The 24,163-nt window shown below is 51.2% G+C and carries 20 protein-coding genes; 12 read left to right on the top strand and 8 right to left on the bottom strand.

Annotation, left to right across the window (positions count from 1 at the left end; genetic code table 11):
- Nucleotides 1-193 precede the first annotated feature (193 nt).
- The 3 genes from alr to B9T62_RS41130 form a co-directional block, all read right to left on the bottom strand.
- Nucleotides 194-1,384 (bottom strand): alanine racemase, encoded by a 1,191-nt coding sequence (alr, locus tag B9T62_RS00450; protein WP_087913482.1) that lies wholly within the window; start codon nt 1,382-1,384, stop codon nt 194-196.
- A gap of 180 nt (nt 1,385-1,564) precedes the next feature.
- Nucleotides 1,565-2,650, bottom strand: a complete 1,086-nt coding sequence (locus B9T62_RS00445; RefSeq protein ID WP_087913481.1) for a LolA family protein — start codon at nt 2,648-2,650, stop codon at nt 1,565-1,567.
- A gap of 581 nt (nt 2,651-3,231) precedes the next feature.
- Entirely contained in the window at nt 3,232-4,386 is a 1,155-nt protein-coding gene (locus B9T62_RS41130; RefSeq protein ID WP_087913480.1) for a winged helix-turn-helix domain-containing protein, read from the bottom strand.
- 161 nt (nt 4,387-4,547) lie between these two features.
- Here B9T62_RS41130 and B9T62_RS00435 point away from each other — a divergent pair, with 161 nt between their 5' ends.
- From B9T62_RS00435 to B9T62_RS00395, 9 genes are all read left to right on the top strand, one after another.
- On the top strand, nt 4,548-6,611 hold the full coding sequence (locus B9T62_RS00435; protein ID WP_087913479.1) for a methyl-accepting chemotaxis protein: 2,064 nt from the start codon (nt 4,548-4,550) through the stop codon (nt 6,609-6,611).
- Between the two features lie 268 nt (nt 6,612-6,879).
- Nucleotides 6,880-7,902 (top strand): LacI family DNA-binding transcriptional regulator, encoded by a 1,023-nt coding sequence (locus tag B9T62_RS00430; protein ID WP_087913478.1) that lies wholly within the window; start codon nt 6,880-6,882, stop codon nt 7,900-7,902.
- Between the two features lie 417 nt (nt 7,903-8,319).
- Complete coding sequence (locus tag B9T62_RS00425) at nt 8,320-9,558, top strand: PTS ascorbate transporter subunit IIC (RefSeq protein WP_245864286.1); 1,239 nt, start codon at nt 8,320-8,322, stop codon at nt 9,556-9,558.
- Between the two features lie 29 nt (nt 9,559-9,587).
- The gene (locus B9T62_RS00420) at nt 9,588-9,929 is read left to right on the top strand and encodes a cupin domain-containing protein (protein WP_087913476.1); all 342 of its coding nucleotides are present in this window, start codon (nt 9,588-9,590) and stop codon (nt 9,927-9,929) included.
- Between the two features lie 80 nt (nt 9,930-10,009).
- Entirely contained in the window at nt 10,010-11,122 is a 1,113-nt protein-coding gene (locus B9T62_RS00415; protein WP_087913475.1) for a metallophosphoesterase, read from the top strand.
- 111 nt (nt 11,123-11,233) lie between these two features.
- Nucleotides 11,234-11,422 (top strand): hypothetical protein, encoded by a 189-nt coding sequence (locus tag B9T62_RS00410; protein ID WP_087913474.1) that lies wholly within the window; start codon nt 11,234-11,236, stop codon nt 11,420-11,422.
- A 190-nt stretch (nt 11,423-11,612) separates the two neighbouring features.
- Nucleotides 11,613-12,527: a helix-turn-helix transcriptional regulator gene (locus B9T62_RS00405; RefSeq protein ID WP_087913473.1), complete on the top strand. Its 915-nt coding sequence runs from the start codon at nt 11,613-11,615 to the stop codon at nt 12,525-12,527.
- On the top strand, nt 12,514-13,506 hold the full coding sequence (locus B9T62_RS00400; RefSeq protein ID WP_087913472.1) for a cysteine peptidase family C39 domain-containing protein: 993 nt from the start codon (nt 12,514-12,516) through the stop codon (nt 13,504-13,506). Before B9T62_RS00405 ends, B9T62_RS00400 begins: the two co-directional genes overlap by 14 nt.
- A gap of 47 nt (nt 13,507-13,553) precedes the next feature.
- Nucleotides 13,554-14,522, top strand: a complete 969-nt coding sequence (locus tag B9T62_RS00395) for a hypothetical protein (protein ID WP_087913471.1) — start codon at nt 13,554-13,556, stop codon at nt 14,520-14,522.
- Here the strand turns inward: B9T62_RS00395 and B9T62_RS00390 are convergent.
- The 4 genes from B9T62_RS00390 to B9T62_RS00375 all read right to left on the bottom strand — a co-directional run bounded on the left by B9T62_RS00390 (nt 14,519) and on the right by B9T62_RS00375 (nt 19,112).
- The gene (locus B9T62_RS00390; protein WP_087913470.1) at nt 14,519-15,064 is read right to left on the bottom strand and encodes a hypothetical protein; all 546 of its coding nucleotides are present in this window, start codon (nt 15,062-15,064) and stop codon (nt 14,519-14,521) included. The genes B9T62_RS00395 and B9T62_RS00390 overlap by 4 nt on opposite strands.
- A gap of 1,308 nt (nt 15,065-16,372) precedes the next feature.
- A complete protein-coding gene (locus B9T62_RS00385) occupies nt 16,373-17,509 on the bottom strand; it encodes a hypothetical protein (RefSeq protein ID WP_087913469.1) in 1,137 nt (378 codons plus the stop codon).
- 166 nt (nt 17,510-17,675) lie between these two features.
- Nucleotides 17,676-18,533, bottom strand: coding sequence for an AraC family transcriptional regulator (locus tag B9T62_RS00380; RefSeq protein WP_087913468.1), 858 nt, complete (start codon nt 18,531-18,533; stop codon nt 17,676-17,678).
- A gap of 270 nt (nt 18,534-18,803) precedes the next feature.
- On the bottom strand, nt 18,804-19,112 hold the full coding sequence (locus B9T62_RS00375) for an ArsR/SmtB family transcription factor (RefSeq protein WP_087913467.1): 309 nt from the start codon (nt 19,110-19,112) through the stop codon (nt 18,804-18,806).
- Nucleotides 19,113-19,310: 198 nt separating this feature from the next.
- Between B9T62_RS00375 and B9T62_RS00370 the strand changes: the two genes are divergently transcribed.
- From B9T62_RS00370 to B9T62_RS00360, 3 genes are all read left to right on the top strand, one after another.
- Nucleotides 19,311-20,684, top strand: coding sequence for an MFS transporter (locus tag B9T62_RS00370; RefSeq protein ID WP_087913466.1), 1,374 nt, complete (start codon nt 19,311-19,313; stop codon nt 20,682-20,684).
- A 400-nt stretch (nt 20,685-21,084) separates the two neighbouring features.
- The gene (locus B9T62_RS00365; RefSeq protein WP_087913465.1) at nt 21,085-22,221 is read left to right on the top strand and encodes a stalk domain-containing protein; all 1,137 of its coding nucleotides are present in this window, start codon (nt 21,085-21,087) and stop codon (nt 22,219-22,221) included.
- On the top strand, nt 22,218-22,997 hold the full coding sequence (locus B9T62_RS00360) for a TatD family hydrolase (RefSeq protein WP_087913464.1): 780 nt from the start codon (nt 22,218-22,220) through the stop codon (nt 22,995-22,997). The genes B9T62_RS00365 and B9T62_RS00360 overlap by 4 nt, the downstream gene beginning before the upstream one ends.
- Nucleotides 22,998-23,507: 510 nt before the next feature.
- On the opposite strand, the gene B9T62_RS00355 is transcribed toward B9T62_RS00360, so the two are convergent.
- The gene (locus tag B9T62_RS00355; protein ID WP_087913463.1) at nt 23,508-24,062 is read right to left on the bottom strand and encodes a histidine phosphatase family protein; all 555 of its coding nucleotides are present in this window, start codon (nt 24,060-24,062) and stop codon (nt 23,508-23,510) included.
- Nucleotides 24,063-24,163 lie beyond the last annotated feature (101 nt).

The following is a 24,163-nucleotide window of genomic DNA, read 5'->3' as shown; positions in this document are numbered from 1 at the left end:
ACCCCCACAAACCTTCTGCCCTTGTGTTCCAGTGTTACATTATACAAGGAATTTTATACAAGGAATATATGCCGCCAGTATATCAAGTATGCTGCATCCCATTATAAACTAGAAACGGCGGTTCGTATAGACTATACATCACATCAGCGTATACGACTGAAACCCTGTAAGTCATTCCCTGAATCAATCACTGTCAGGAACATTCCGGTTGCAGCAGGGGATTCACCAGATTCGGAAGTGCACCTTCGCGGATATACACGCGCGGTACGCGGTGAGCCAGCATGCAGATTACCTCGTAGTGAATCGTTCCAAGATGGAGCGCCAGCTCGTCTGCCGTAATGGAGACGCCCGCCTGGCGGCCGATGAGTACAACCTCTTCGCCTGCTTGGATTTGTTCCGCTTCTTGAGCGAAAGATTTGAGCGATACCATACACTGATCCATGCAGATTGTACCGACGACAGGAACGCGGCGTCCGCGTATTAGCACCTCCGCTTTGCCGGTCAGCATGCGGGAATATCCATCTGCGTACCCCACAGGCAGCGTTGCAATGATCTCATCGCTGGCTGTGAAATACCGGGTGCCATAGCTGATGCCCCAATCAGGCGGCAGGCTTTTGACATAGACGGCCTGCGTCTTCAGCGTCATCACCGGGTGTAAAGCTACCTGCTTGCGGTTCACCTCTGTCGAGGGATAGAACCCGTACAAGCTGATGCCTACACGCACCATGTTGCTGGAGAGAAGAGGTGTATCAATGGCCGTAGCGCTATTGCCCGTATGTATGATCGGAATCAGAATGTTCTGCTCCCGAAGCGTATCCGCCACGCTCGTGAACCGTCGGTATTGTTCCAGTGTATAGCTCTTGTCCTGTTCGTCTGCCTTGGCAAAATGAGTAAACATGCCCTCCAGCTCCGCCTGCGCCACGGCATTCACTTCAGCGATGAAAGCAGGTGCGTCCACTGGCATTAGCCCGAGGCGTCCCATCCCGCTGTCAATCTTGATGTGAACCTTAAGCCGGTTCTCCGGATCATCCGGCAGCTGCTTCACAGCTTCCAGCACCTCCGTTGTAAACAATGTCACGGTTACATGGTTCTGCCAGGCAACGGCTATGCCTTCCGGAGAAGTATAGCCAAGCACCAGGATAGGAATTAGTATTCCCGCCTGACGCAGCTCCAATGCTTCGTCCAAAAAGGCTACGCTCACATAATCCGCACCCAGCCGTTCCAGCTCCCGTGAAACCTCTACTGCTCCATGGCCGTACGCATTTCCTTTGACGCATCCCATAAATTTGGTTTCCGCCGGCAAATGACAGCGGAAGGCTTCATAATTGGCACGCAAATCATCCAGATTAATCTCGGCTACTGTCGGTCGATAGCTTGCTTGCACTTCAAGGTCACCTTCTTACATAATAGTAAAACGTTCTGCAGCATAACTTGAGTTATGGGGCTTTGTCTTACTAGCAATGGTAATGCTAACTGAAGGTGACTGTCAATGAAGCTGGGCAAAAAAACGGACACCGCGTGTAGAGGAAAGACTCCCACAAAACGCAGTATCCGCTACTTTTTATTATTTACCCGATTGTCCCTCCATAGAAGCGGCAATTTGCATCATTTCGGTTAACGGCAGGTTTGCACTCGTAATCCGGTACTCGATCCCTTCCGACATCCAGGTTAAGGTCTGCAGCTCATCACCGGTCAGAGCCCCGGCAGTGAAGCCCAGATCAACCAGCGTTCCCGGTGCCAGCGCCGTAGCACGGTCAAGCGGGCGTGCTTCCATCAGCGTGTACTGGTACAGCCCGTCATAGCGGATCAGCACCGCGTGGTCCTTGCTGCCTTCGATCTTGTGATAATCCTTAAATTCAACGCCTGCCGGAATATAGAGCGGCTCAATGACACCGAAGTCACCCAGTTCAGCAGCCAGCTGCGGTTCCGCTGCTTCCTGACCCTCCGGCAGGACTACCGGATTTCCATTCTCATCCACTTCGGCCACTGTGCTTTCGGAAGCGGCTCCGGCCGTCATGTTCTTTTGCATATCGAACGAATCCTTGGTGAAATCCGTGTCGAAGGCGAAGCTGTCAAACTTCACGTCCACCACTACCTTGGCTTCGGAATCGGACACCTGCACCTGCTTCGGCTCATAGGTTTTTTTGTCCAGCCAGATCTTCTGGCGCACCAGTGCGGGGCTCTGGTAATTCGCCGCTACCTCAAATACATAATTGTTGCCCTCTTCCGCCAGTTGGCGGTTGTTGTCAGTCGCAATCCCCCGCAGCAGCGTCTGGTACAGATACACCTGACCTTGTTTGTCCGGCCAGTCGCTCTGGAAGCGGAAGCTTTTATTCAGGCTGGGTGTAAGCACGAATACGCCCTCATCGTTGCGCAGCACAATCTGCGTGATATCCTTCTGCACATTGGCCAGGCTGATCCGGTAATAGGAAGGATTCTTGTACCATACCTCCACCTTGTATTCCTGTGGCTGCTCCCCGGTATACAGAGTCATCAGACCCGTGCCCTGGTAACTTCCATCCTTGCTCTGCAGCTTGTCAGACACATCGTTCAAATCGTTGACCACGGAAGCGGCATCCTTCTTCCCGCACCCCGTCAGACCCAAGGTCACAATCATAATGATTGCGAGTACCCATGTTAACCGGCGCATGACATCATCCCCTTAACCTGTTTTGAATGCATTGATTAGTACATGTCTATGAGGGACTTGGCCGCATTATGCAGACGGGCATGACAAGCTTGGGAAGTCGGAGCAGGTAAAATTAAATCTTCAATTAATCAGATCATTTCAACTCCGATTGTCACCAACAGACGAATCAGCGGCAACTTTTCCTATAAGCTAAGGAAATATAGCCAATTTTGTTATGTTTCAGGTTATTACTTGGGTCCCAGCGAGGAGTAAGGACTTCCTATCGAGTGTTCAGAGCAAATAGATGCGAAAGTGCAACTAATTCCAGTCAAAATGCCCATCATCAGTCGAATAAGTGCGAATCTGCAACTAATCTTGAGTAAATCACGACTTTTACGCTCAGAATAACAAATTAGATGCCTTTTCGCATTTATTTCCCCCAAAACGGAGAAAAATATCCATTTAGATGCGTTTTCGCAACTAAATCGATGCTTCGAACTTAGGGAGCCGCCACTGTGCGTAGTGTTAGATTTTCGCATCATACTGTAGGCGCGGCCTTCTAAATACTTCACTTCAGCTTCTAATTGAAGAGATCGAAATACTCAAAGAGCCAGCAGCGCATCATGCAGCCTCTCCTCCAGCGGCTGAAGCAGCCGGTTCAGACCGACTCTCTCCAACGCTTCCTCGAGTAACCCCTTGTACTTACGGCGCAAGGCTTCCTTGCACGGAACACTGTTGCAATAATGTACAATGCGGTGCAGGGCATACAGCTGCATCGGCACAAATCCGGACATCTCCAGCACCTGAAGACCCTCGTCCAGCAGCTCCTCCGCTTCTTTCCAGGCCCCCCGCCGCACATGCCACATCCCCTTCACCGCATGATAGCTGCCGATCTCACGCAGAAAAGGTTGAGCCAGCAGCAGCCCGTCTATCCGGCGGGCCAACTGCTCCAGCTGTTCATCAGCCGTTCCGGCGATCAGATGGACAAACAGCTCAGAGATCGCCGTCACTGGGATGAAGTTCTCATACCCTGGTCCGGCAATCACCTTATAGGTCAGCTTCAGGCGTTCCAGCGCCTTGTCTGGTTCTCCGGCCAGCGCGTACAAATCGAGAATATTGAGAATCTTCAGCTCTGTGTGCTGGGGGCCAGACAACAGATGTTTCGCCAGCACCTGCTCACATAAAGCGAGCTTCGTGCTGGGGTCTCCGCTAAAAATATAAAACAGCAGCAAATAATACAACCGCTCCCCCAGTCCCACCTCATCTGTATCCAGCAGCCATTGCAAATCCCCACCCACAAAATGGGTGCATACCAAATAAAAAGGGTCCAGCTCATACCCTAGAATATCCTGCTGGCCGGCAAGAGTGAGCATCGAACGCCCTTGCCCGTACAGATGATATTTCCCCAGCACGCCCAACAGCGTCTCCTGCAGCTCCGTGTCCTGCACAGCCGGAATCCTGATATTCACAGGGTTGGCATCCCTTATACTCAAGCTATAGCCGAAACCGCGAATCGTCTTGATCTGCACATGCTTCAACTCGGCCAGCTTCTTGCGCAACCGGTAGATGTGATCATCTACGGTGCGCTCCACCGGATATTCCAGCGGCCACACCTGATCCAGCAGCTGCTCACGGCTGAAGGCCAGCCCCCTGTTGCGGTTGAGGAACTGCAGCAGCGCGAACTCCTTGGGCAGCAGCACCACCGCTGCGTCTCCTTCACTGACCTTATATTCACCTTCGTGTAACTCCAAACGCATGCAGCAACCCTCTTTTCATTCAATCTGACTATAGTATATCAGCTGTTACTGGAAGCGAAGTATTTCGTTCATTAGATATCCTTAATTTAAAACACCATTAACCGATAATATAACGTAACCATCATCTGGATCAGACAGATCAATAGGGGAGAATGAACAACATGAGGAACACAAACAGCTTATCGTACAAAATAAGGAACATTTCACTAAGGGTCAAGCTTCCGATCTTACTTAGCTTGCTTGTTGCTGCAGTTCTTGTAGCTACCACCACTATAGTGTACTTTATCTCGTCAGACATCCTGCTCAAAAAAAGCAAAGACGAAATCATCGCCAACGCCGACCGGATCGGCGAAGGACTGTGGACAGCCATGCAGCTGCAGGAACAGACCTCACATGTGATTTCAGTACATAATACCTTTAAGGAGTTGTTGAAGCTTCGCAGTCAAGGAGCCTTAACCGAACAAGCGCTTCTCTCCAAGGATAATGCTGTGCTCCAGAAAGCCAATAATATCCTGCTTGAGAGCATCGAAGGTTCAACCGGCATCGACTCCTTGCTGGTGCTCGATCCCGAAGGGACGATTGTGGCCGGAACGAATCTGGACACGATTGGGCAATCCCGGACAGACCGTGAATATTTCACCCAATCGTTCCAGGGAGGCCCCTTCATCAGCGATGCCATCCACTCGGCAAGCACGGATCAATTGTTGATCGTTTTTTCACAGCCCATTAAAGATGCGCAGGGCAAGACCCTCGGTGTGTTTGCGATGACGGTGGACAGCCAGTTCTTCCTTAGTAAATTAGGAGACATTAAGATCAATGCTGAGGGCCAAATCCATGTGCTAAGCCGGAGCGGGATTATTCTGTATAATTCAGCTGACCATTCCATGAATGGGCAGGACATCGCGGACAGTCCGCAGATTGCCGCTTTATTGGCCGAACGAACGGAAACAACGCTGGCATCCCGATCGATTGAACAGGATCAAGATTTCCTGAGAATCAGCAAGATTCCGAAAGCGGATCTAACTGTGGTGGTTACCGATTCCTACAAGGACATCAAGCGCCCGGTCCAGGATATGCTGAACCGAATGATGCTGGTTACAGCGCTGGCTCTTCTTGTGGCTGTTGCTTTCGGTATTTTCTTGTCACGCTCCATTACGAATCCTATAGTGAAGCTGACACAGCTGTTCAAGCAATTAGCCAAAGGAGATTTAACGGTTGCTGCAGACGGAGCTTATGACAGTGAGTTCAAGGATTTGGCCGACAGCTTCAATGTGATGGTGCAGCAGAATAAACATCTGATCACCAATATGAACCAATCGATTGCCGTCCTTAAGACCAGCACCAATGAGCTGGAGGAGACCTCGAAGCAGACCGCCCGCTCTATCAGCGAGACTTCCATGACCTCTATGGGGATCGCGCAGGCTATGGAGTCGCAATCCAATGACACGGAGCATATTGTGGACAAATTCTATGGTTTTGGCGAGAAATTCGCCTTGATGAACGGCAATGCCCAATCGGTCAGAGGACGGGCGGAAGAAATCGTCGATGTCTTCCATACCAGCAATCAGGTGGTAGAGGAATTGATTCAGATCAACGAGCGCAATGAACAGGAAGTTCATAAAATATCCGCGATCACGCTAAAGCTTCAAGACAGCTCCAACAGCATCAGCCAGATCACAGGGACCATCAGCCAAATTGCCAAACAAACCAATCTGCTGGCACTGAACGCCTCAATCGAAGCGGCAAGAGCCGGGGAGCATGGCAGAGGGTTTGCAGTGGTGGCCTCCGAGATCCGCAAGCTTGCCGAGCAGAGCTCCAAACAATCGAATGAGATCTATACCATCATCCAGCAGAATCTTGGCTTTGTAGCCGACAACCATACGAGCGTGATGGAGATCAACAGCATTTCTACGCTGCAGGATGGGCTGGTCGGGCAGACGCGGGAAGCGTTCCAGACCATTTTGCACAAAATCACTGAAATTACCGAGCAAATCCAGACGATGGCCGATGAAGTCGCCCGGATGCAGCAAGACAAGGATGATGTGCTGGAATCGGCACAGAGTCTGTCCGCTTCGGGAGAAGAAGTGTCTGCCTCCGTGGAGGAAGTTACCGCTACGATGATGGAGCAGTCCTCGACCGTTCAGCAACTGGCTGGAATGGTAGGAACTATTGAGCGGCTGACCCAGCAGCTTGCAGAAGCAGCCGCTAAGTTTAAGGTCGCTTAAGCCCTTCCAGGACCGGAATAATGGTGTTTATAGCCTATCTATGATAAAGTTAATCCCATATGCAAGTCTTGTTTACAAGAAGAAACGGCTTCGTCGTCCCTCTGCAAGAGGCGGCCTCCGTTTCTGCGAGAAATAGAAGGATAATTTATAGCGTACAACCTATAAATTCTTATCTTTTCAAAAAAAGGGTGGAGAGTGATCTCTAGTCTTTTTTTACTTTATTCCCTGCGATATTGTGTGTAACGGATAGTGTTCAGGAGGCCGAGCCATGGTAATTACGATGAAGGAAGTTGCAGAACGTGCAGGGGTGTCCAAAAGTACGGTTTCGCAGTTTCTCAGCAAAAGATACAATTATATGAGTGTAGATACCAAGCGAAAAATTGAGCAGGCCATTGAGGAGCTTAACTATATTCCCAATGAGGTGGCCCGCAGTCTCAAACAGAAGAAGACGTTCATTGTCGGCGTTATCTCCTCCACGATTCTCTCCAAGTTCACCACAGAGGTTGTGCGCGCTATTGAGGATGAATGTCAGCTTAAGGGGATTCAGGTGATTGTCTGCAATACCGATGATGATCCACTCAAAGAGAAGAAATATGTTCAGTCGATGATTGCGCGGCAGGTGGACGGGCTGATTATTTTTCCTACCGAGGATAATAAAAAGCTGTATGTTTCCCTGATCAAAAACGGGTATCCGTTTGTGTTTGTCGACAGAAAGATAGATGAGCTCAGCGTAGACACTGTGCTGCTGAACAATGAGCAAGCCAGCGAGCTGGCAGTCCAGACCTTCGCTCAGCACAATCACAGCAACATTGCGATCCTCACCTTCCCTTTGGGCAAAAAAGCAATCACCACACGTAGTGAGCGACTCTCCGGCTACCGCAAGACCCTGCTGCAGAATGGGATACCGGTGAATGAAGCCTATATCAAAAGCGGCCGACTGGATGAGATGCCGGAGCTTATTGGATCGTTGTTTCATTTGGATTCGCCTCCAACCGCAATTATCGCCACCAATGACATGATTCTGGAGCAGGTCTTGATATATGCCAAAAACAATCAGCTGACCATCCCCCATGACTTTTCGCTCATCGGGATTGATGATGTCTCTTTTGCCGCGTTCTACAATCCGCCGATCACGACCATTTCCCAGCCCAGCTTCGAGATGGGCAGACGAAGCGCCCGGCTGCTGCTGGACAAGATCGACCAGAATGAACAGGAGAATGAGGACCGTTCGCAAATTGTCCGTTTGAATCCTACGATTAACCACAGGGAATCTGTACATACATTGAGCTGAAGCCTTACCCCATAACGTTTGAGATTCATTCTGCTTACTTTCCTTTTGGGACCAAAAGATGAAAGTAAGTCTTTTTTTTCGGCTTGCAAACGTTTTTATAATTTCTATTGCAAAAAGTAATTAAAGCGCTATAATAATCCTATGATTCGAGTCATGAATACCCTTGCATTACTTTAAGTTCCTTATTTGCCAAGAATGATCGACTCTTTAGAACGTGAAGGGGGTAGGGATTACCGAACGGTAAATCAATTGTAGGTTTGATTGTGATTTTGTTCACAATATTTAAGATGCTTGCCTTATTTTCAGCTTCCCGTTGCCGGGAATAATTTTTTTGATTTTTACTAAATCGATTTAGTAAGACGATAACAACCAAAATATATCATAGAAAGAAGCTACGAGATCCCAATGGAAATGTTTATGAGTATCATCAGAGAACCATCCATTATTATTGCTATCGTGACCCTGCTGGGCCTGATTTTCCAGCGCAAGAAGGTCCCGGAAATTATTACGGGCACTACCCTCTCCTTCATGGGCTTCACGATGATCAAGGTCGGCGGAGGCATCCTCGGAGGCGTGCTCACCAATTTCAGCCAGATTTTCTCCTATGCGTTCAATCTGAAAGGTGTCGTACCGAGCAATGAAGCCATTATGTCATTGACTATCGATCAGATCGGTGCGGATGCGGCACTTATCCTGCTCTTCTCCATGATTCTTAACATTGTGCTTGCCCGGGTGACCAAGTTCAAATACATTTACCTCTCTCTTCACTTGATTCTGTTCATGAGCTTCGCTGCTACAGCCGTGATGAAAGGCCTTGGGCTCAGTTCTCTGGTCACGGTTATCGTCGGTTCCCTGGCGATCGGCAGCTACATGGCGGTATTCCCTTACCTGCTACGCAATGCCAGCCGCAATATCATCAAGTCGGATGAATACACGATTGCCCATGCTTCCATGACCTCTTATATTATTGGTACTTATCTGGGCAAAGTGTTCGGCAACAAGGACAACGATACCGAGAATATCAAAATCAATGACCGGATCAGCTTCCTGCGCGACCCGAACGTTGCGACTACCTTGACCATGCTGGTGCTTCTGCTGGTATCCGGGCTTGTGGCGGGTCCCTCTTATGTAAGCGAATTAGCAGGCGGCAAAGAGTATATTGTCTTCATTCTGGAACAAGCGGCGATTTTTGCTGCCGGGTTGTATATTGCAAAAGCCGGTGTTAAGCTGTTTACTACAGAAATTGTACCTGCTTTCAAAGGGTTCTCCCAAGTGTTTGCTCCCGGAGCCATTCCCGGCGTAGACGTTCTGGTTCTATTCGACAAAGCGCCCAATTCCGCCTTGGTCGGTTTCCTGGTCAGCTTCTTCACTGGTGTGGCGTGTGTCTTCCTGTTCCCGCTGGTTGGATTGCCTGTTATTGTTCCTGGGATCATGGCCTGCTTCCTGGCCGGAGGTGCGGCTGCGATATTCGGCAATTCCAGCGGTGGCTTCAGAGGCGCCGTCATTTCCAGCTGTCTCAACGGATTCCTGCTCTGTCTGCTTCCTGCGCTCACCTTGCCGCTCTTTTCTTTCCTGGGTGTAGAAGGCGTAACCTTTGCCGATCCGGACTTCACTTCCCTTTCCGTCATTCTATGGGGTATTTTTCGCTGGTTTTAACTAAATCGATTTAGTAGGAGGAATTATTTATGTTTTTCAACGATCAAGAGATTCAATCCGTAACCGTCGACAGCAATACTACGCGCAAGGTGCTGGCTCACAGCGACCAGCTTATGTATACCAAAGTGATGTTTGCCAAAGCCGCTGAGGGGGAGATTCCGCTCCACAAGCACGTCCATGAGCAGATCACTTATGTGCTGAAAGGCAGCTTTCAATTCATGATCGACGACGGTGTAACCCAGGAGGTGCAGATCGTCAAAGAGGGCGACAGCATCCATTTCCCATCCAATGCCATGCATGGCTGTATCCCGCTGGAGGATGACGGTATCCTGCTGGACGCCTTCACACCGGCACGCTTGGATTTCCTGTAGATCCCCTGCTCCACAATTGACCTTCGCCCGGCAGGTCTTTATGATGGGATAAACAATACTTACGAAAAGGGAGTACGGAAATGTTTATTCTGCTGGGCATTGCTTTTCTATTGATTTATGGAGTTCTTGTATTCTACATAGGCTGGAGCGGCTGGCGCTGGATGAAGCCCGTTGTGTCGGCCCGCTTTAAGCTGCTCTATATTATTACGCTGGTCTTCCTGGCGCTGTCGCTCATCCTGGGCAGGATGTTCGGCAGTATTTCGCTCTTGTCGATTATCGGCTCCTATTGGCTGGCAGTCTTCTCCTTGCTGCTCCTCCTGCTGCCGATTGTCCATCTGATGGTCTGGCTGACCCGCCTGACTCGGCTGCCGCACCATCAGGTGCAGAAGTGGGCCGGCTTCCTCACGCTTGCGGCTCTGATTTCTCTAATCATCTACGGCTCTTATCAAGCCTACAGTCCGGTTGTCCGGGTCTATGATGTGAAGATCAGCAAGCAAGCCGGGGAGTTGGATACCCTCAACATTGTCATGGCATCTGATATGCATTTCGGGCTGCTCTCGGACGAGGCCCATGCCAAGCGGATGGTCGAGAGGATCAACGCCCTCCGGCCTGATCTGGTGCTATATCCGGGAGACCTGATCGACGACAATCTGGATGCCTATCGCAACCGTGATTTCGCCGAAATCCTCAGCGGGGTTCAGGCCAAATATGGCGTTTATGCTTCCCTTGGCAATCATGACAAGTTCGACGGTCCGATACAGGAGATTATCGATGAACTGGAGCGCAGCAAGATGACGGTCCTCTATGACGAAAGTGTTCAGATTCCCGGCGGGGTGACGCTGGTTGGACGCAAGGACCGTACAGAAACAGACCGCGCTGAACTGGCAACGTTGCTGCAGGACACCGACAGTGCCCATCCGTTATTGCTGCTGGAGCATCAGCCCCACAATGACGACCTGGAGCTTGCCCGCCAGAATGGCATAGATCTGATGGTCTCCGGTCATACCCACCGCGGGCAGATCGCTCCGGCTCATCTGATTACGCAAGCAATATATGAGAATGACTGGGGCCTTCTGCAGAAGGGCTCCTTCCACTCGATAGTGACCTCCGGCTTCGGCTTCTGGGGACCGCCGCTCCGCATCGGCTCACGTGCCGAGATTGTGCAGATTAACGTTACATTTGAGCAAGAATGAACACCTGTATCATCTATTTCTCCCCAAACAAGAGGTGCGACATTTTATGTCGCACCTCTTGTTTTATACTGAACAGGTACCATTCAAATTCTTGAAATGAGGGTTAATACTATGCCAAAAACAAAACGCGGACGCGTTCTCTGGAGCCTTCCATCACGAGGCCGGGGCACCTGTCCCGTCTGCTCGAACACGCGGATCAAGCTGCTCTATACAAGAGTGAAAAGCGATGGAACCGGGGTTAAGGTCTGCAAACGCTGCACCAAAGCCACACAGCCCAGAGTCGATGCAATCACTGGATAAATGCGAGGACAGGCCGACTGTGGTTATAAGCTAAGCTGAATCCCAGCGGGATGGCTGCTCGCTTCATGCCTGCATGAAGCTGACGCACCATCCTTGTTTCATTGCAGCGGCATCACTTATACTCGGAGAATAGCGGGGCACGTGAATCATTTCCGCTATTCCAGAGCGGAATGAAAGGAAGCGTCTTCACATGAGCCATATGCACCGTATTCAATGGTTTGACCAGCAGATCAAGGCGGGACGATACCCGAACAGCAATCATCTGGCGGAGCAATTCGAAATCTCCAAGCGTCAGGCTCAGCGGGATATCGAATATCTGGCCTCCTCTCTCCGGGCTCCGCTGCAATATGTAGCCAAACAACGCGGATATTGTTATGAGGATGACAGCTTCATGCTGCCCCATTTATATATAACCGATGAAGAGAAACAGATCTTGAAATATCTGGCTTACCGTTATAGCCATTATAATTACGAGAACGGACCTGCTGTCCGGCGGATCGGCAAGCTGCTGGAGCGTTTCACCAATCAGGAAGAGCTGGAGATTGCAGGCGGCCATTTGCCACTATTCGAAGTAAATGCCCATGCCTTGCAGATGATTGGATTATTGGAGCAGGCTATCCGGGACCAGCTTATGGTAAGAATCTTCAATAAAGACCAGGCAGGCGAATTGGAGCTCTGCCCGCTTAAGCTGGAATCCCACTATGATGAGGACTATCTGCTCGCCCGCACTAGCGGCCAAGATCATGTTCAATCCTTCCCGCTGTCAGATATCCAGCGGTTGCAGCTGACCGAGCGGCAATTTCATATGGAACGCGAATCGGTACCCCAGCCCATAGGAGCACGCAAGCTTAAACCCTTCACGGCGCTGATCCGCCTGGCGGCTCCGCCGGACGGGGCTTATTGGTACGGGTTTCCCATCCGCAATACCAGGGATGATCTGTACGAGGTCAGCTTCGTGGACCCGGAAACATTCCTTCAGCAGTTGCTGACGACGCAGTGGCAGCAACTGCTCGCCCCTAGATGGCTGATGGACAGATTAAACAGCAGATGCCAAGCGATGCTGAAGCGGCTGCATCCGCAGGAGGACAACGATGATACTCAATGAGATTCATATGAAGCGGGAATCGAAATCTTTTACCGACGCCATGTATGCGGTGTTGACGGCCGCCGGGCGGTTCGACGGACCCAAATTTATGCTCTCCGGGCTAAGTGGTCTGGCGTTCAAATTCTCGGTGCATGACAGACTGCTCCCAATGTCCGTTACAGCCTACGGGCATTGGGGCACCGAACATCAGGCGGCACTGGATAACTTAGGGGTCTTCACGGTCAATGATGGAGGACGCACAAGGCATCCTTCTTTCGAAATCTACCAGCAGGATGCTGTGGAAGGTGTCAAAAAGAGTATAGAAGCCGGTATCGGCGTTGTCTATTGGTTGCCCGAATTCGGCGTCATTCACGGATATGATGAGGAGGACCGGGTGTTCTATGTGCAGGATGGCTGGTCCGGGGAAACCCAAGTTGTGTTGTACGACAACTTCGGGATCAACATGACTCCGTTCTGGTATTATCAGGCTTTCGGGGAGAGGGTGGCTATTCCGCTGAAGGCGGCTGTGCTGGAATCCCTGCGCCTGGCACTGCAGGACTGGGAGATTCCCTACAAAACCAGGCCTGATACCAGTATCGCTTCCGGCCGCCTGGCCTATCAATATGTAATCCAAGCCTTGGAGCAGGGCGATTTCGACCGGCCGGGCGCGGCATATATCATAGATTCTTATATATATTCACGCAGGGAAATTAGGGACTATTTAAGTAAGGTGAAGCAGCTGCTTCCCGGATTGGATGAAGTTCACAGCCTGTATGCAGAGCTGGTATCTATCTTCACGGAGGAATGTGCAGCTTCGCTTCTGCGCAGTCAGGAAGCGCTGCAATTAGCCGAGAATGCGCTGCCTACTCTGAGCGCATTATTTGTGAGGGCTGAAGCCTTGGAGGAACGTGCCATGGGAATCTGCCGGACGATATCGGAACGTTATCCTGATCCTGCGCGCTCCATCCTGCCCCGATGGGGTGCCCATACGGCACGGTGATGGATGCAAGATTTCTATCCCCCCGGCCATAGAAAGGAAGAATCTTAATGAAGCAACCTATCCAGCTCCCACTTCAACTACACGTGGAGTCCCAATCCTTCATTGATGCCATGTATGGCGTATTGTCGGGGAAGGGCTGGTTCTCCCTGCCCAAATATATGTTGTCCGGCATGACCGGTGCCTGCTTCCGGTTGTCCATGGGGCACAGGCTGGAGGCGGACTCGGTCTCCACATACAACTGGATGGCAGAGCATTTTGTCGCCGCTGACTTGATTGGGATCCAGGCCTCGCAGGATGCCGGTTTCCATTTCGCTCCCACCTTTCCGCTCTACCGGCAGCAGGCTGTTGTGGATATCAAGCGCTGTCTGGACCAGGGAACAGGTGCGGTAGCCTGGAAAGACCGGTTTGTAATCGTAAACGGATATGATGAGGAGAAGCAGCTATTCTATTACGCGGACGGGCAGCCGGATATTCATCAGGAATGGCCCTTTGAGCAGTTCGGGCAGAATCTGTCCCCTTATTGGTATTACCAGATCTACGAGCATCACTCCCCGATGGATCTGCTCCAGGTAATTAAGGAATCCTTCCTGCAGGCTGCCTACCGGGCGGAGGTCCATGACCCAATGCTGCCGGAGTCTGATTACAGCTGCGGCCTGAAGTGCTACGACATGATGATGGATGTATTCCGCTCCGGCGCCTACGATGCCCCCGGTGCATATGAAACGTTATCCTCCTATGCCGCCGCCAAAAGGGATGCCAGCCATTACGCCCAGGAAGCGTGCAGCTATTGGCCCGCTTTGGAGCCTGTGGCAGCACATTACATCCAGCTAGCCGAAATCTACAACCGGATGCTCACCCTCCCGCTCGATACGCAGCCGCTCCCGGCTGGCCCGCTGCAGCAGCTGCTGGATTTATTGCAGGAGGCCAAGCAGGCCGAGACGGCTGCCATTCAGGCGATTCGGCTGCTGCTGCGCGAGACGGCCACGAACCGTTCCCACAATATCGGATTGCGCTAAGCGATGTTCTTATGCTCACACTCCCGGCTCTTACCCGAGCGCGCGGACCAGCTGCGGCCAAATCTCCAGCTGCTCCCCGCAGGAAGGGCAACAGGTGCACCCGGATAAATAGGGCAGCTGCTCCAGATGCAAGTGCTCTCCGATTGCAGCTGTATCCCCCCACAGCCGGTAGAGCGCCAGCGGGACGGCTTCGGCCATACCGGAAACCGCAGGTATAATCGGCCGTACCCCTTCCCTGCCGCTGAATACCGGGTCCTCCTTATAGGCAACCAGCGGCTGATGACCCTGTTCCTCAGGCCGGAATAGATATCCAGCTTCACTTCCAGATCAGCTGTCCGGCAGGCGATCTCCGCCAGATAAGGAAACGCCGCATAGGTGGCCGGATACAGTGTATTTTGGTGAAACAAATGCTCCCAGTACAGTTCATCCTTCACCTCTGCAATATAGGAGTGCCCCAGCTGCTTCAGCAGCTCAGGCACTGGCCCGGCCGAGCCAAACGGACCATGCAGCCTGCTCCATACGGGACTGTCCAGCTCCAGCATGATTTCACTCTCCCCGGTTTAGAATCATGTTCGGTTACTGCTTAACTTAGACCAACGTAGGATATAAGCATCACAGACTTAGCTTCTGGACGCCACTTAAGAGGAATCCACCGATTTAGTTGCGAAAGTGGTTACTACACAGGTCCCCTTCTTCCATGTGTTACTCGTCCGGCCTCCCAGAGAACACCGCGTAACAAGGAGGCTAAAGAATAGCCAATGAAGACCGCCCTCCAGTAACTATCGCTTACCTTTTCAGACTGTTGCGGACTCAGGAGCCCCTATTTGCCGTAAAAGGCTGTTTTGCAGGTTTAACGGACTCAGTAGCCCTCCAGCGAAAACCATCTGTTTTGATCCTGTTTTTATGATATAGCGGCTATACAGAGTCCGCAAGAGTTAAAAACATCGTAGGAATGAGCAAATGCGGCTATGCGGTCCGCTAGGACGTGGGTTACCTGAAGTTTAGGGGGAGTATTTGGGTTAAGGACGCGCGTCACATCACATTCCCGGTAACCTTCTATATCCTTGCAGGGTCCTAAGTAGTAACCGGAAATGCATCTAATTAGCCGGATTTGATGTTACTGCTTAGGACCCCGCTATCCCCAAGCAGGTTTGGGCCTTCCGAGTAGTAAAGCAGAGGGGCTATGAGGAAAACTACCGTTAATACTTGGCTCATTTTCGATTCTGATGGCTTATAGGAAAAAGTTACCGCTAAATTGTCCATTTCGGGTCTGGGAGGTGCGATCAGACCTCATTAGGGGTAGAAATCCCCTATAAGCACGCTTGAAACCCGATTTCTGTCCATTTAGGGGTAGAAATTCCCTATACATCCTCACTGGACCTAAGAAAATAGTTGCACATTCAGTTACTACTTAGGACCCAATAGGATAGGAGCATCAAGTCGGATCGCCACATCAGTCCAATCCACCGAATTAGTTGCGAATCTGCATCTAATTAGAGGATTTTTTCTGTTTTAGAGCAAATAAGTGCGAAAACGCATCTAATTTCTGATTCTGAGCCTTAAACAATCGTTTTACTCGAAAATAGTTGCAGATTCGCACTTATTTGCCCAATAACAGGAATTCTAGCTGAAATTAAATGCACTTTTGCATCTAATTTCTCTAAAATCTCTAGTGTAGCAGTCTACAACCTCAGAGGGACCTAAGTAGTAACCTGATTCACACTTATTTGCCAGATATAAGCATTTAAAACTGAAATTTACTGTATATCCACATCTAATTGCTCTGAATACTCTATGACAGCACTCTACATCCTCAGTCGGACCTAAGTTGGAATAATGTTTATAGCATTTTAATTGTACGTGTAGCTTCCGCTAGTAATTCGCCAATGGTTATTCTCTTTCTGCAACGTGAAGGTTAACACCAGTTGGTAGCTCAATACCTCAGTCTCATCTTCCCCGTCTCCCTGAAGCTCTTCTTGGAGCGGATAAGTGACGGTAACATTCGCTTTATTGCCTTGCTGGTCTACAGCAAAGTCTAATCCTCCTTCTTCGAGCTCCATTATGGTGTAATGAACGGGCTCACTCCATTCTGCGGGCAGGGATTCCAGAAACGCTGTTGCTTCAGGACCATACAGCTCCTCGAGGCGTTGATCCACCTCGCTCGATGTTCCGTCACGGAGCGCACCCAGACTCATAAACTGCAGCACTACTTCCTTGATCTCCTGCGGATATTCCGGGATATCCACGGAGGTGCGGCTAAATATAAATTCGCCATCATCCAGCACATACATCCGGCTCACATCATAATAAAGCACCTCATAGCTGAACCTGTTCTGGACATAGCTGTCGAAGCTGCCATTGCCGTCAGAATCCTGCAGCACATCCTCCCCTGCTCCCGAGGCTGAGGCACTGTAGGCCTGGGTCTGGATGGAATCACCAGATATTCCGTAGACGGCGAACCCGACCAAGCCCCCGCCATTGCTCAGCCCGCAATAAATGTAGGTCTGCGGCATATCCTCCAGATGGATCAGTTTGATGTCCCTTACCCCATAACCGCCTGTCGCTATAGTCTCGTCATCCAGACGTGTGATCTCTCCATCGACTTCACGAAGTACATACACACGGGAGATAAAAGCCATCTTCGGGTCTGGGTCGTCATTGCCGTAAGCGAGCACAATCTCCATATTCCCGTCCAGATCGAGGTCCTCCTTCTGGCTGAAGACCAGCGGATCACCCGAGTCGTCCTGGACATATTGCTCATATTGCTTATAATCGGCTTCTTCTACCGTTCCCGTCTGTTCGGGCGATGGACTTGGCTCCGCTGCTACGGGCTCGCTCGGGGCAACACTCTGCATAGCAGTTGGCGCAGGTGAATGTGTAACAACAGGTGTTGCCTGCGGCCCGGCTTCCGTGCTTCCTGCACAGGAACTGAGCAGCATACTGATACAGGTCACAGCCATCAGCTTTTTGCCTAGTTGAACGTTCATAAGAATCCCCTTTCGACGAACACGCAATCCACAAATTCCCATTCCAAAAAATGATTTGTTAATTGTACTATGTACCAGCTGACTTGGGAAGACAGACGGCTTATAGACGGTGCAGCGTCTAAGCGCAATAAGAGCCCGCGCAGCGCGCGGACTCCTCTGAGGTCTGTTATTCGATTGGAAAATAAAGATCCATCACAACCGCATCCTGAAGCTCAAGCTTCTCCTCCAGCCAATACCGTTCTTTGCCGCAATCGGTATGATATCCCCTGCTGTTCACCCAGGCGGCCAGTTGCTGCCAGCCCCGCGGAATCCGCTCGAACGGGTCTACAAAAGGTTCGGTAATACGCAGCATCGCATATTTGCAGCCTTCCACTTGTTTCAGCACTACATCTTCCGGCAGAACAACCGCTGTCTCCTTAAGCTCGACCCAATATTCATATCCTCTCAGCCCTTCCTGCTGCTGCTCCTCGGATATCGCAGCATCGAAACCAAATCTTCTTGTACCCGCTCCAATCCCCGTCCGTTCCGACCAATCGGTCAGATAAGTAATGACATCATCTTCAGGCTCGTCGCTGACCCTCACTGCACTTGCAACTGTAAACGCTGGCAGAGTGCTTATCGTTACCTCGCTTAAGTAATTCATTTGAACGCCACCAATCCTTTGGTTTAAGGTATCCGCCAACACCGGTATGGGAGGGACAGCGTATACCGCTTCCCTGCATCTGCTTGGAATCTGGCCGAATTCCTGCAGAAATGCCCTGCTGAATGCCCGCTCGGAGCTATAGCCGTAATCCAGGGCAATATCCAGTATTCTGCGTCCGTTGATCACATCCAGCATCGCATGACTGAGCCTGCGTTTGCGGATATATTCCATCATCGTGAGGCCGAGATGAATACTGAAGACCCTATGGAAATGAAACTTGGAGTACCCGGAGACACGGGCGCAATCCTCCAGTGTCATCGGCTTTTTCAGGTTGTCTTCAATGTAATCGATAGTCCTCTGCACATCCTCTGTATAACCCAAACCACTCACATCCTCGTTGCAACGATTAAGATCATTATAATCAAGCCGCGAGCAGCCGACAGGACATTTATTGCGCTCTCAGTGTGGTAAAAAGAAACGGCTTCGCTGTCCTCTAAAAGAGGCGGCATCCGTTTCTGCGGACAATAGAAGGAGAAAGGATCAGATGAAGCTTATACTTTCTTCTATTTCAAAAAAGGCGGATTGGATAACCCTCACTAAGAGTTATCCAATCCGCCTGCTGTGTGATATGAAAGGTTTTCCGAGCCGGGATCATTCGTTCGCCTTAGCACCCAATACAGCAGCCAGCAGTCCCGGGAACCGGCTGTTGATGTCTTCAGTTCGCAGTGCCACAATATGCTGCGTCCCCTGCACCGTAACCTGAACCAACCCGGCTTCGCGGAGGGTGCGGATATGGTGGGTTAGGGTTGACTTGGCAACAGGTACATCGAAGGTATTGCAGGCCTGCCCGCTACCGGCAGCAATCTCGCTGACAATCTGTAGGCGGACCGGGTCGCTTAAGGCATGAAGCACAGAGCTGATGTCCATATCGGCGGCATGGGGATGGTGTAGTTTTTTCAAAGCGCTTACATCTCCTTATTATCGGACTGCTGTAGAACAGGGAAACTTAGATGATTGAATTTTAACATATCTCATGGTATATTACTAATGTTCTATGATTTTAGTACAATGAAATCTTAAAGAGCAGTTTCCAAGCACAATTACACTCATAAAACGTGAACATAACAATGTTTTAAGTTCATCTTATTAGGAGGATTTATGAGTCAGTCTACTGCTTATCGGGCAACCGCCGGGAAACCTTACGTATTCCGCGAAAGCCTTGTTGTTTCCATGCTGGGGTTCGTCATTGTACTCGTAGTTATGAACACGATGATGTTCAACCTGGCTTTGCCGCAAATCACCAAGGAATTTGCATTATCCACCATTGCCTCCTCCTGGATCGTTACCGGCTATTCCATTGTGTTCGCCATTATGTCGATCACCTTCTCCCGGCTGTCCGATTTCGTGCCGATCCGCACGCTGTTTATCGTGGGGCTGAGCCTGTTCGGCGCCGCTTCCCTGATCGGCCTGTTCAGCGAAAGCTTCGCTGTGCTGCTCTCCGCACGCCTGCTGCAGGCAGCGGGTGCCGCCTCGGTGCCAGGCCTAGCCATCGTGCTGATCACCCGATATGTCCCGGCGGAGCGCCGCGGCAACTCGATGGCTGTGATCATCTCCGCCAGCTCGCTGGGCCTGGGCCTCGGCCCGGTGATCGGCGGTACCGTCACCCAGTTCCTCGGCTGGCACAACCTGTTCATCATCACAGGCATATCGCTGCTGCTGATTCCCCTCTTCCTGCTGCTGATTCCGAAGGAAGCGCCGCAGAAGGGCAGCTTCGATCTGCTGGGTGCCGCCTGTATCGGGATCGGAACCACCGGCGTGCTGTTGTTCCTGACCAGCCGCTCCTGGGTCACGCTCGCCGTTGGCGTGATCGCACTGCTCTTGTTCTGGCTGCGGATTCACCGTGCCCATGAGCCTTTTGTGCAGCCGGAGCTGTTCCGCAACCGCAAATATCTGTCGCTGATCGCCCTTGGGATCGTGTCTTACATCAACAATTTCGCCACCCTGTATTTGCTTCCACAGGTGCTGGCTCATCTGTATGGTCTGACTCCGGCCCAGTCCGGTCTGATCATCTTCCCTGGTGCGATTGTCTCCATGCTGCTCTCCAACCGGGTGGGACGAATCATCAACCGTTACGGGAATGGCCTATTCATCCGTTACTCCCCTTGGCTGCTTATCGTGGCTGCCGCACTGTTCGCCCTGCTGGCCGGCACAACCTTCTACGCTATTGCCGCAGTCTACATTCTGCTCAGTATCGGATTCTCTACGCTGACCACCAGTGTCTCCAATGAGGTCTCCGAGATTCTGCCGGTAGATGAAATTGGTGCAGGCATGGGCTTCTTCCAACTGGTCCAATTCTTCGGCGGCGCATTCAGTGTTGCCATGACCAGCATTGCACTGAGCTTCCAGCAATCCAGACCGCTGGGTATGGCTTACTCCAATATCTTCTGGGGGATGACGGTTACCGCTGCCCTAGCGATCGCCTGCTCGCTGATTTACGCTTCATATCAGCGCCGAGCTGGCCGGCAATCATAGTTCTAAGAAGAAACGGCTTCGCCGTCCTCTGAAAGAGGCGGCATCCGTTTCTGCGAGAAATAGAAGGATATAGGATAAAGGATCAAGTGAAACTTATACTTTCTTATATTTTGAATAAGAGGCTGTACAAGAGATTTCGTTCTCTTGCACAGCCTCTTTTGGTATATCCACCTACTTGCCGGTTATATATGGATCAAGTGTGCTTACAGTAGTGATGAACTCCACCCCACGGGTCGGGTCTGTCGTCAGTCTGGACCCGTATTATTGAATCCATCCTTTGAATTTTATGACAAATCTACTTGTAACAGGCTTGTCTCTGGATTGTTAACAGAAAGTTTCCTACAACGGTGGAATCTATTCTATACTTTAGGAGACTGACAATTTCATCTGGAGGTATTACATGAGAAAAATCATTATGATCGGTGCTATCGTCCTCTCCTTAACTACAAACGGAGCAGTGGCTTCCATACATACAGGCACGGCACATGCGGCCGCCTCTTCTCTAAAGCTTGAAGTGGACGGACAAACCGTTCTTCCGGCGATTCCACCCTTCTATTCCGGCGAGCTTGCCTATGTTCCCGCAAGAGTGCTGCTGGAGTATTATCCCGGCGACCTCAAATGGAACAACACCTTGAAGACATTAACCTTCTCCACTCATGACGATATGCCCGACTCCACACTGAAGCCTGGGGATTCTTATATGAAGTCTTATTTTGCGCAAAATCAAAAACTGCAGCTTGACGGTCCTGCGATCCTGCGGAACGGGCACATGTATATTCCCGTCAATACGCTGACCAGTCTCACCGGAGCTACAGTCAAGCTGGACACTGCACGAACAAGCGTAACTGTTATTCCCGGCAGTCTGAGCACCACAGTAAGGACTCCAACCGAGCCGCTGGCCGTGGCTGAGGACAATCCCAAGGTCAAGCTGTATGCCGTCCTCAAAGACGGTCATACCTACAAAGGGCATATTCTTGAAGTGAATGGCAAGAAGCACACTTACAACTGGCAGACCCCTCGTCTGCTCAGCCATCCGCCGCAGCTGTTCTATGCAGATATCGACAAGGACGGGAAGCCGGAAGTGGTCGTAGTCATGACACTGGGCACTGGAACCGGTATGGTAGAACAGCGGATTCACGTCGTTAATCCAGAGGATTGGACAGAGCTGGCCGTTCCGGAAGCCTACAAGGCTGCCGGAGATTGGCTCTCTTCCTCAGTTAGTGCAGTTGGGAAGGATATGCTGGTCAAACTTCAGGTGAAGGGCGATTCAGCCTCTGCGGTAACCCTGCGGTTTCCCGACCGGATGAGCTATGAAGGCGAGGATGGCACCTATAATAAGCATGCGGGAATAGGCGCAGTTACTTATTACAGCGTGGAATCCGGCAAGCTGAAGGCGGTAACCAACGTCACGATCGGTTTTGTGGAGAGTATCGGCAACTTAACGGTGCTGTATCAAGCAGGGGGCAGCGGAATGGAAGCGGGGTCTGTAAAGTTTGAGCTGCATGATGAATATGCACAGTATGTTGTGAAGCCATGATTGATGCCCATATCCATCTTGAGCAATACACCGCGGAGGTTGTGGCGCAGATGATGAGAGAGCTTCCGGCTGCTGATGTGGAGGCTGTGGTGGCCGTCTCGATGAATCTGGAGTCGTGCGAGCGCACCCGGCAGCTGGCCGCAGCTTATCCAGCGCAGGTCCGGCCAGCTTATGGCTTCCACCCTGAGCAGCCGCTGCCTGCGGCGGCTGAACTGGAGACTCTGCTGGCCTGGATCAGTAGCCATGCTGCGGAATGTGTAGCGGTCGGCGAGATCGGACTGCCTTATTACACTAGGGCTGAAGCGCTGGAGCGCGGCGAGCCCTTCGAGATGGCGCCTTATATAGCGCTGCTGGACCGTCTCCTTGGACTTGCCGCACGTCTGGACAAGCCCGTTGTCCTTCACGCGGTCTATGAGGACGCGATGCTGGCCTGCGACCTGCTGGAGAAACACGGCATCCGCCGCGCTCATTTCCATTGGTTCAAAGGCTCGGAGGAGGCAGTCTCCCGCATGGCGAAGCGGGGCTATTACATCTCCTTCACGCCCGATATCCTCTATGAGGACGAAATCCGCCAGCTGGCGTGTGTTTATCCGCCGCAGCTGGTAATGGCCGAAACCGATGGACCCTGGCCGTTTGAGGGCGTTTTTGCGGGCCAGGACACCCACCCTCGGATGATCCGCGAGGTAGCTGCGGCCTGGGGCGGACTGCATGGCTATGCTCCGTCTCATGCCGAGGAGCTACTCACCGCCAATACCCGGCGTTTCTATGGGATGTAGAGCGAGCGCAGGGAAACGTCGCGCAAGGGGGACGCTCGCGCGACTGCGCACGGCCCATTCAGAGGCCTTTTTGACTCTGATTCTGCTCGCGCAGCTGCGCACGGGCGGGTTTCTCCACTGTTCTAGGAACGTTTCCAACATTTAGTTGCGTACATGCACCTAATTTAGCCGGATAGCCCAACCAACGGGTAAATAAGTGCGAATCTGCAACTAATCTCGAGTAAATCAATCCATTTATGCTCAGAAGCTCCGATTAGATGCCTTTTTGGTTACTACTTAGGTCCCTCTGAGGATGTAGAATGCTAGACTAGAAATTTCAGCTGGAATTCCTGGTATTGGGCAAATAAGTGCGAATCTGCAACTATTTTCGAGTAAAACGATTGTTTAAGGCTCAGAATCCGAAATTAGATGCGTTTTCGCACTTATTTGCTCTAAAACAGAAAAAATCATCTAATTAGATGCAGATTCGCAACTAATTCAAACTAATCAATAATTCGAAATGGTTCCAACTTAGGAGGCCGGCAAAACGATTCGCTCCACCTGAAGCAGTTGCTCCTCGCGGAATTCCAGTTTGTAAATATCCGGCTTTGAGGTTTGCCTTACGAAATCCAGCCCATACTGCTCATCCCAGTACCTCATCATCAGCGTCATTACTGCCCCATGAGTACCAACGGCAATCCGCTCTCCCCGGTGATTGACCAGAATCTGCCGCAGCACACGAACCGCCCGCTCCGTCCACATCCGGGCCGACTCCCCGCCGGTCAGCGCGAAGTCGGGGTCCGCGAACATGTGCTGCAGCGGACGATTCCCCTCCATAAACCGCATTTCCCGCAAATCCTCTTCCAGCACCAGACTGGAACCCATCGCCTCAGCCAGCGCTTCAATCGTCTGGACGGCCCGGATATACGGACTGCTGTAAAAGTAACTGATCCCCTCCTGAGCTAATACATCCATTACCTTGTGGGCATCCGCCATCCCTTTCGTCGACAGCTCACGCGTCCGTTCTTCCAGGCCCACTCCCTTAGGGGAGTCTCCGTGCCTCACCATATAAATATAAGTTTTCACTCCTCTACCTCCTTAGGGCATCTCAGATATCGATATATCAGAGACAATATCCCTTTTCTTGCAAAATCACATAGGAAATGGTGCCGATAATTAGAATATGA

The organism is Paenibacillus donghaensis (genome assembly GCF_002192415.1).
Lineage (GTDB): Bacteria > Bacillota > Bacilli > Paenibacillales > Paenibacillaceae > Paenibacillus_AQ > Paenibacillus_AQ donghaensis.
The sequence above is the reverse complement of the archived record's forward strand: the minus strand, read 5'-3'. Positions and strand labels throughout refer to the sequence as shown.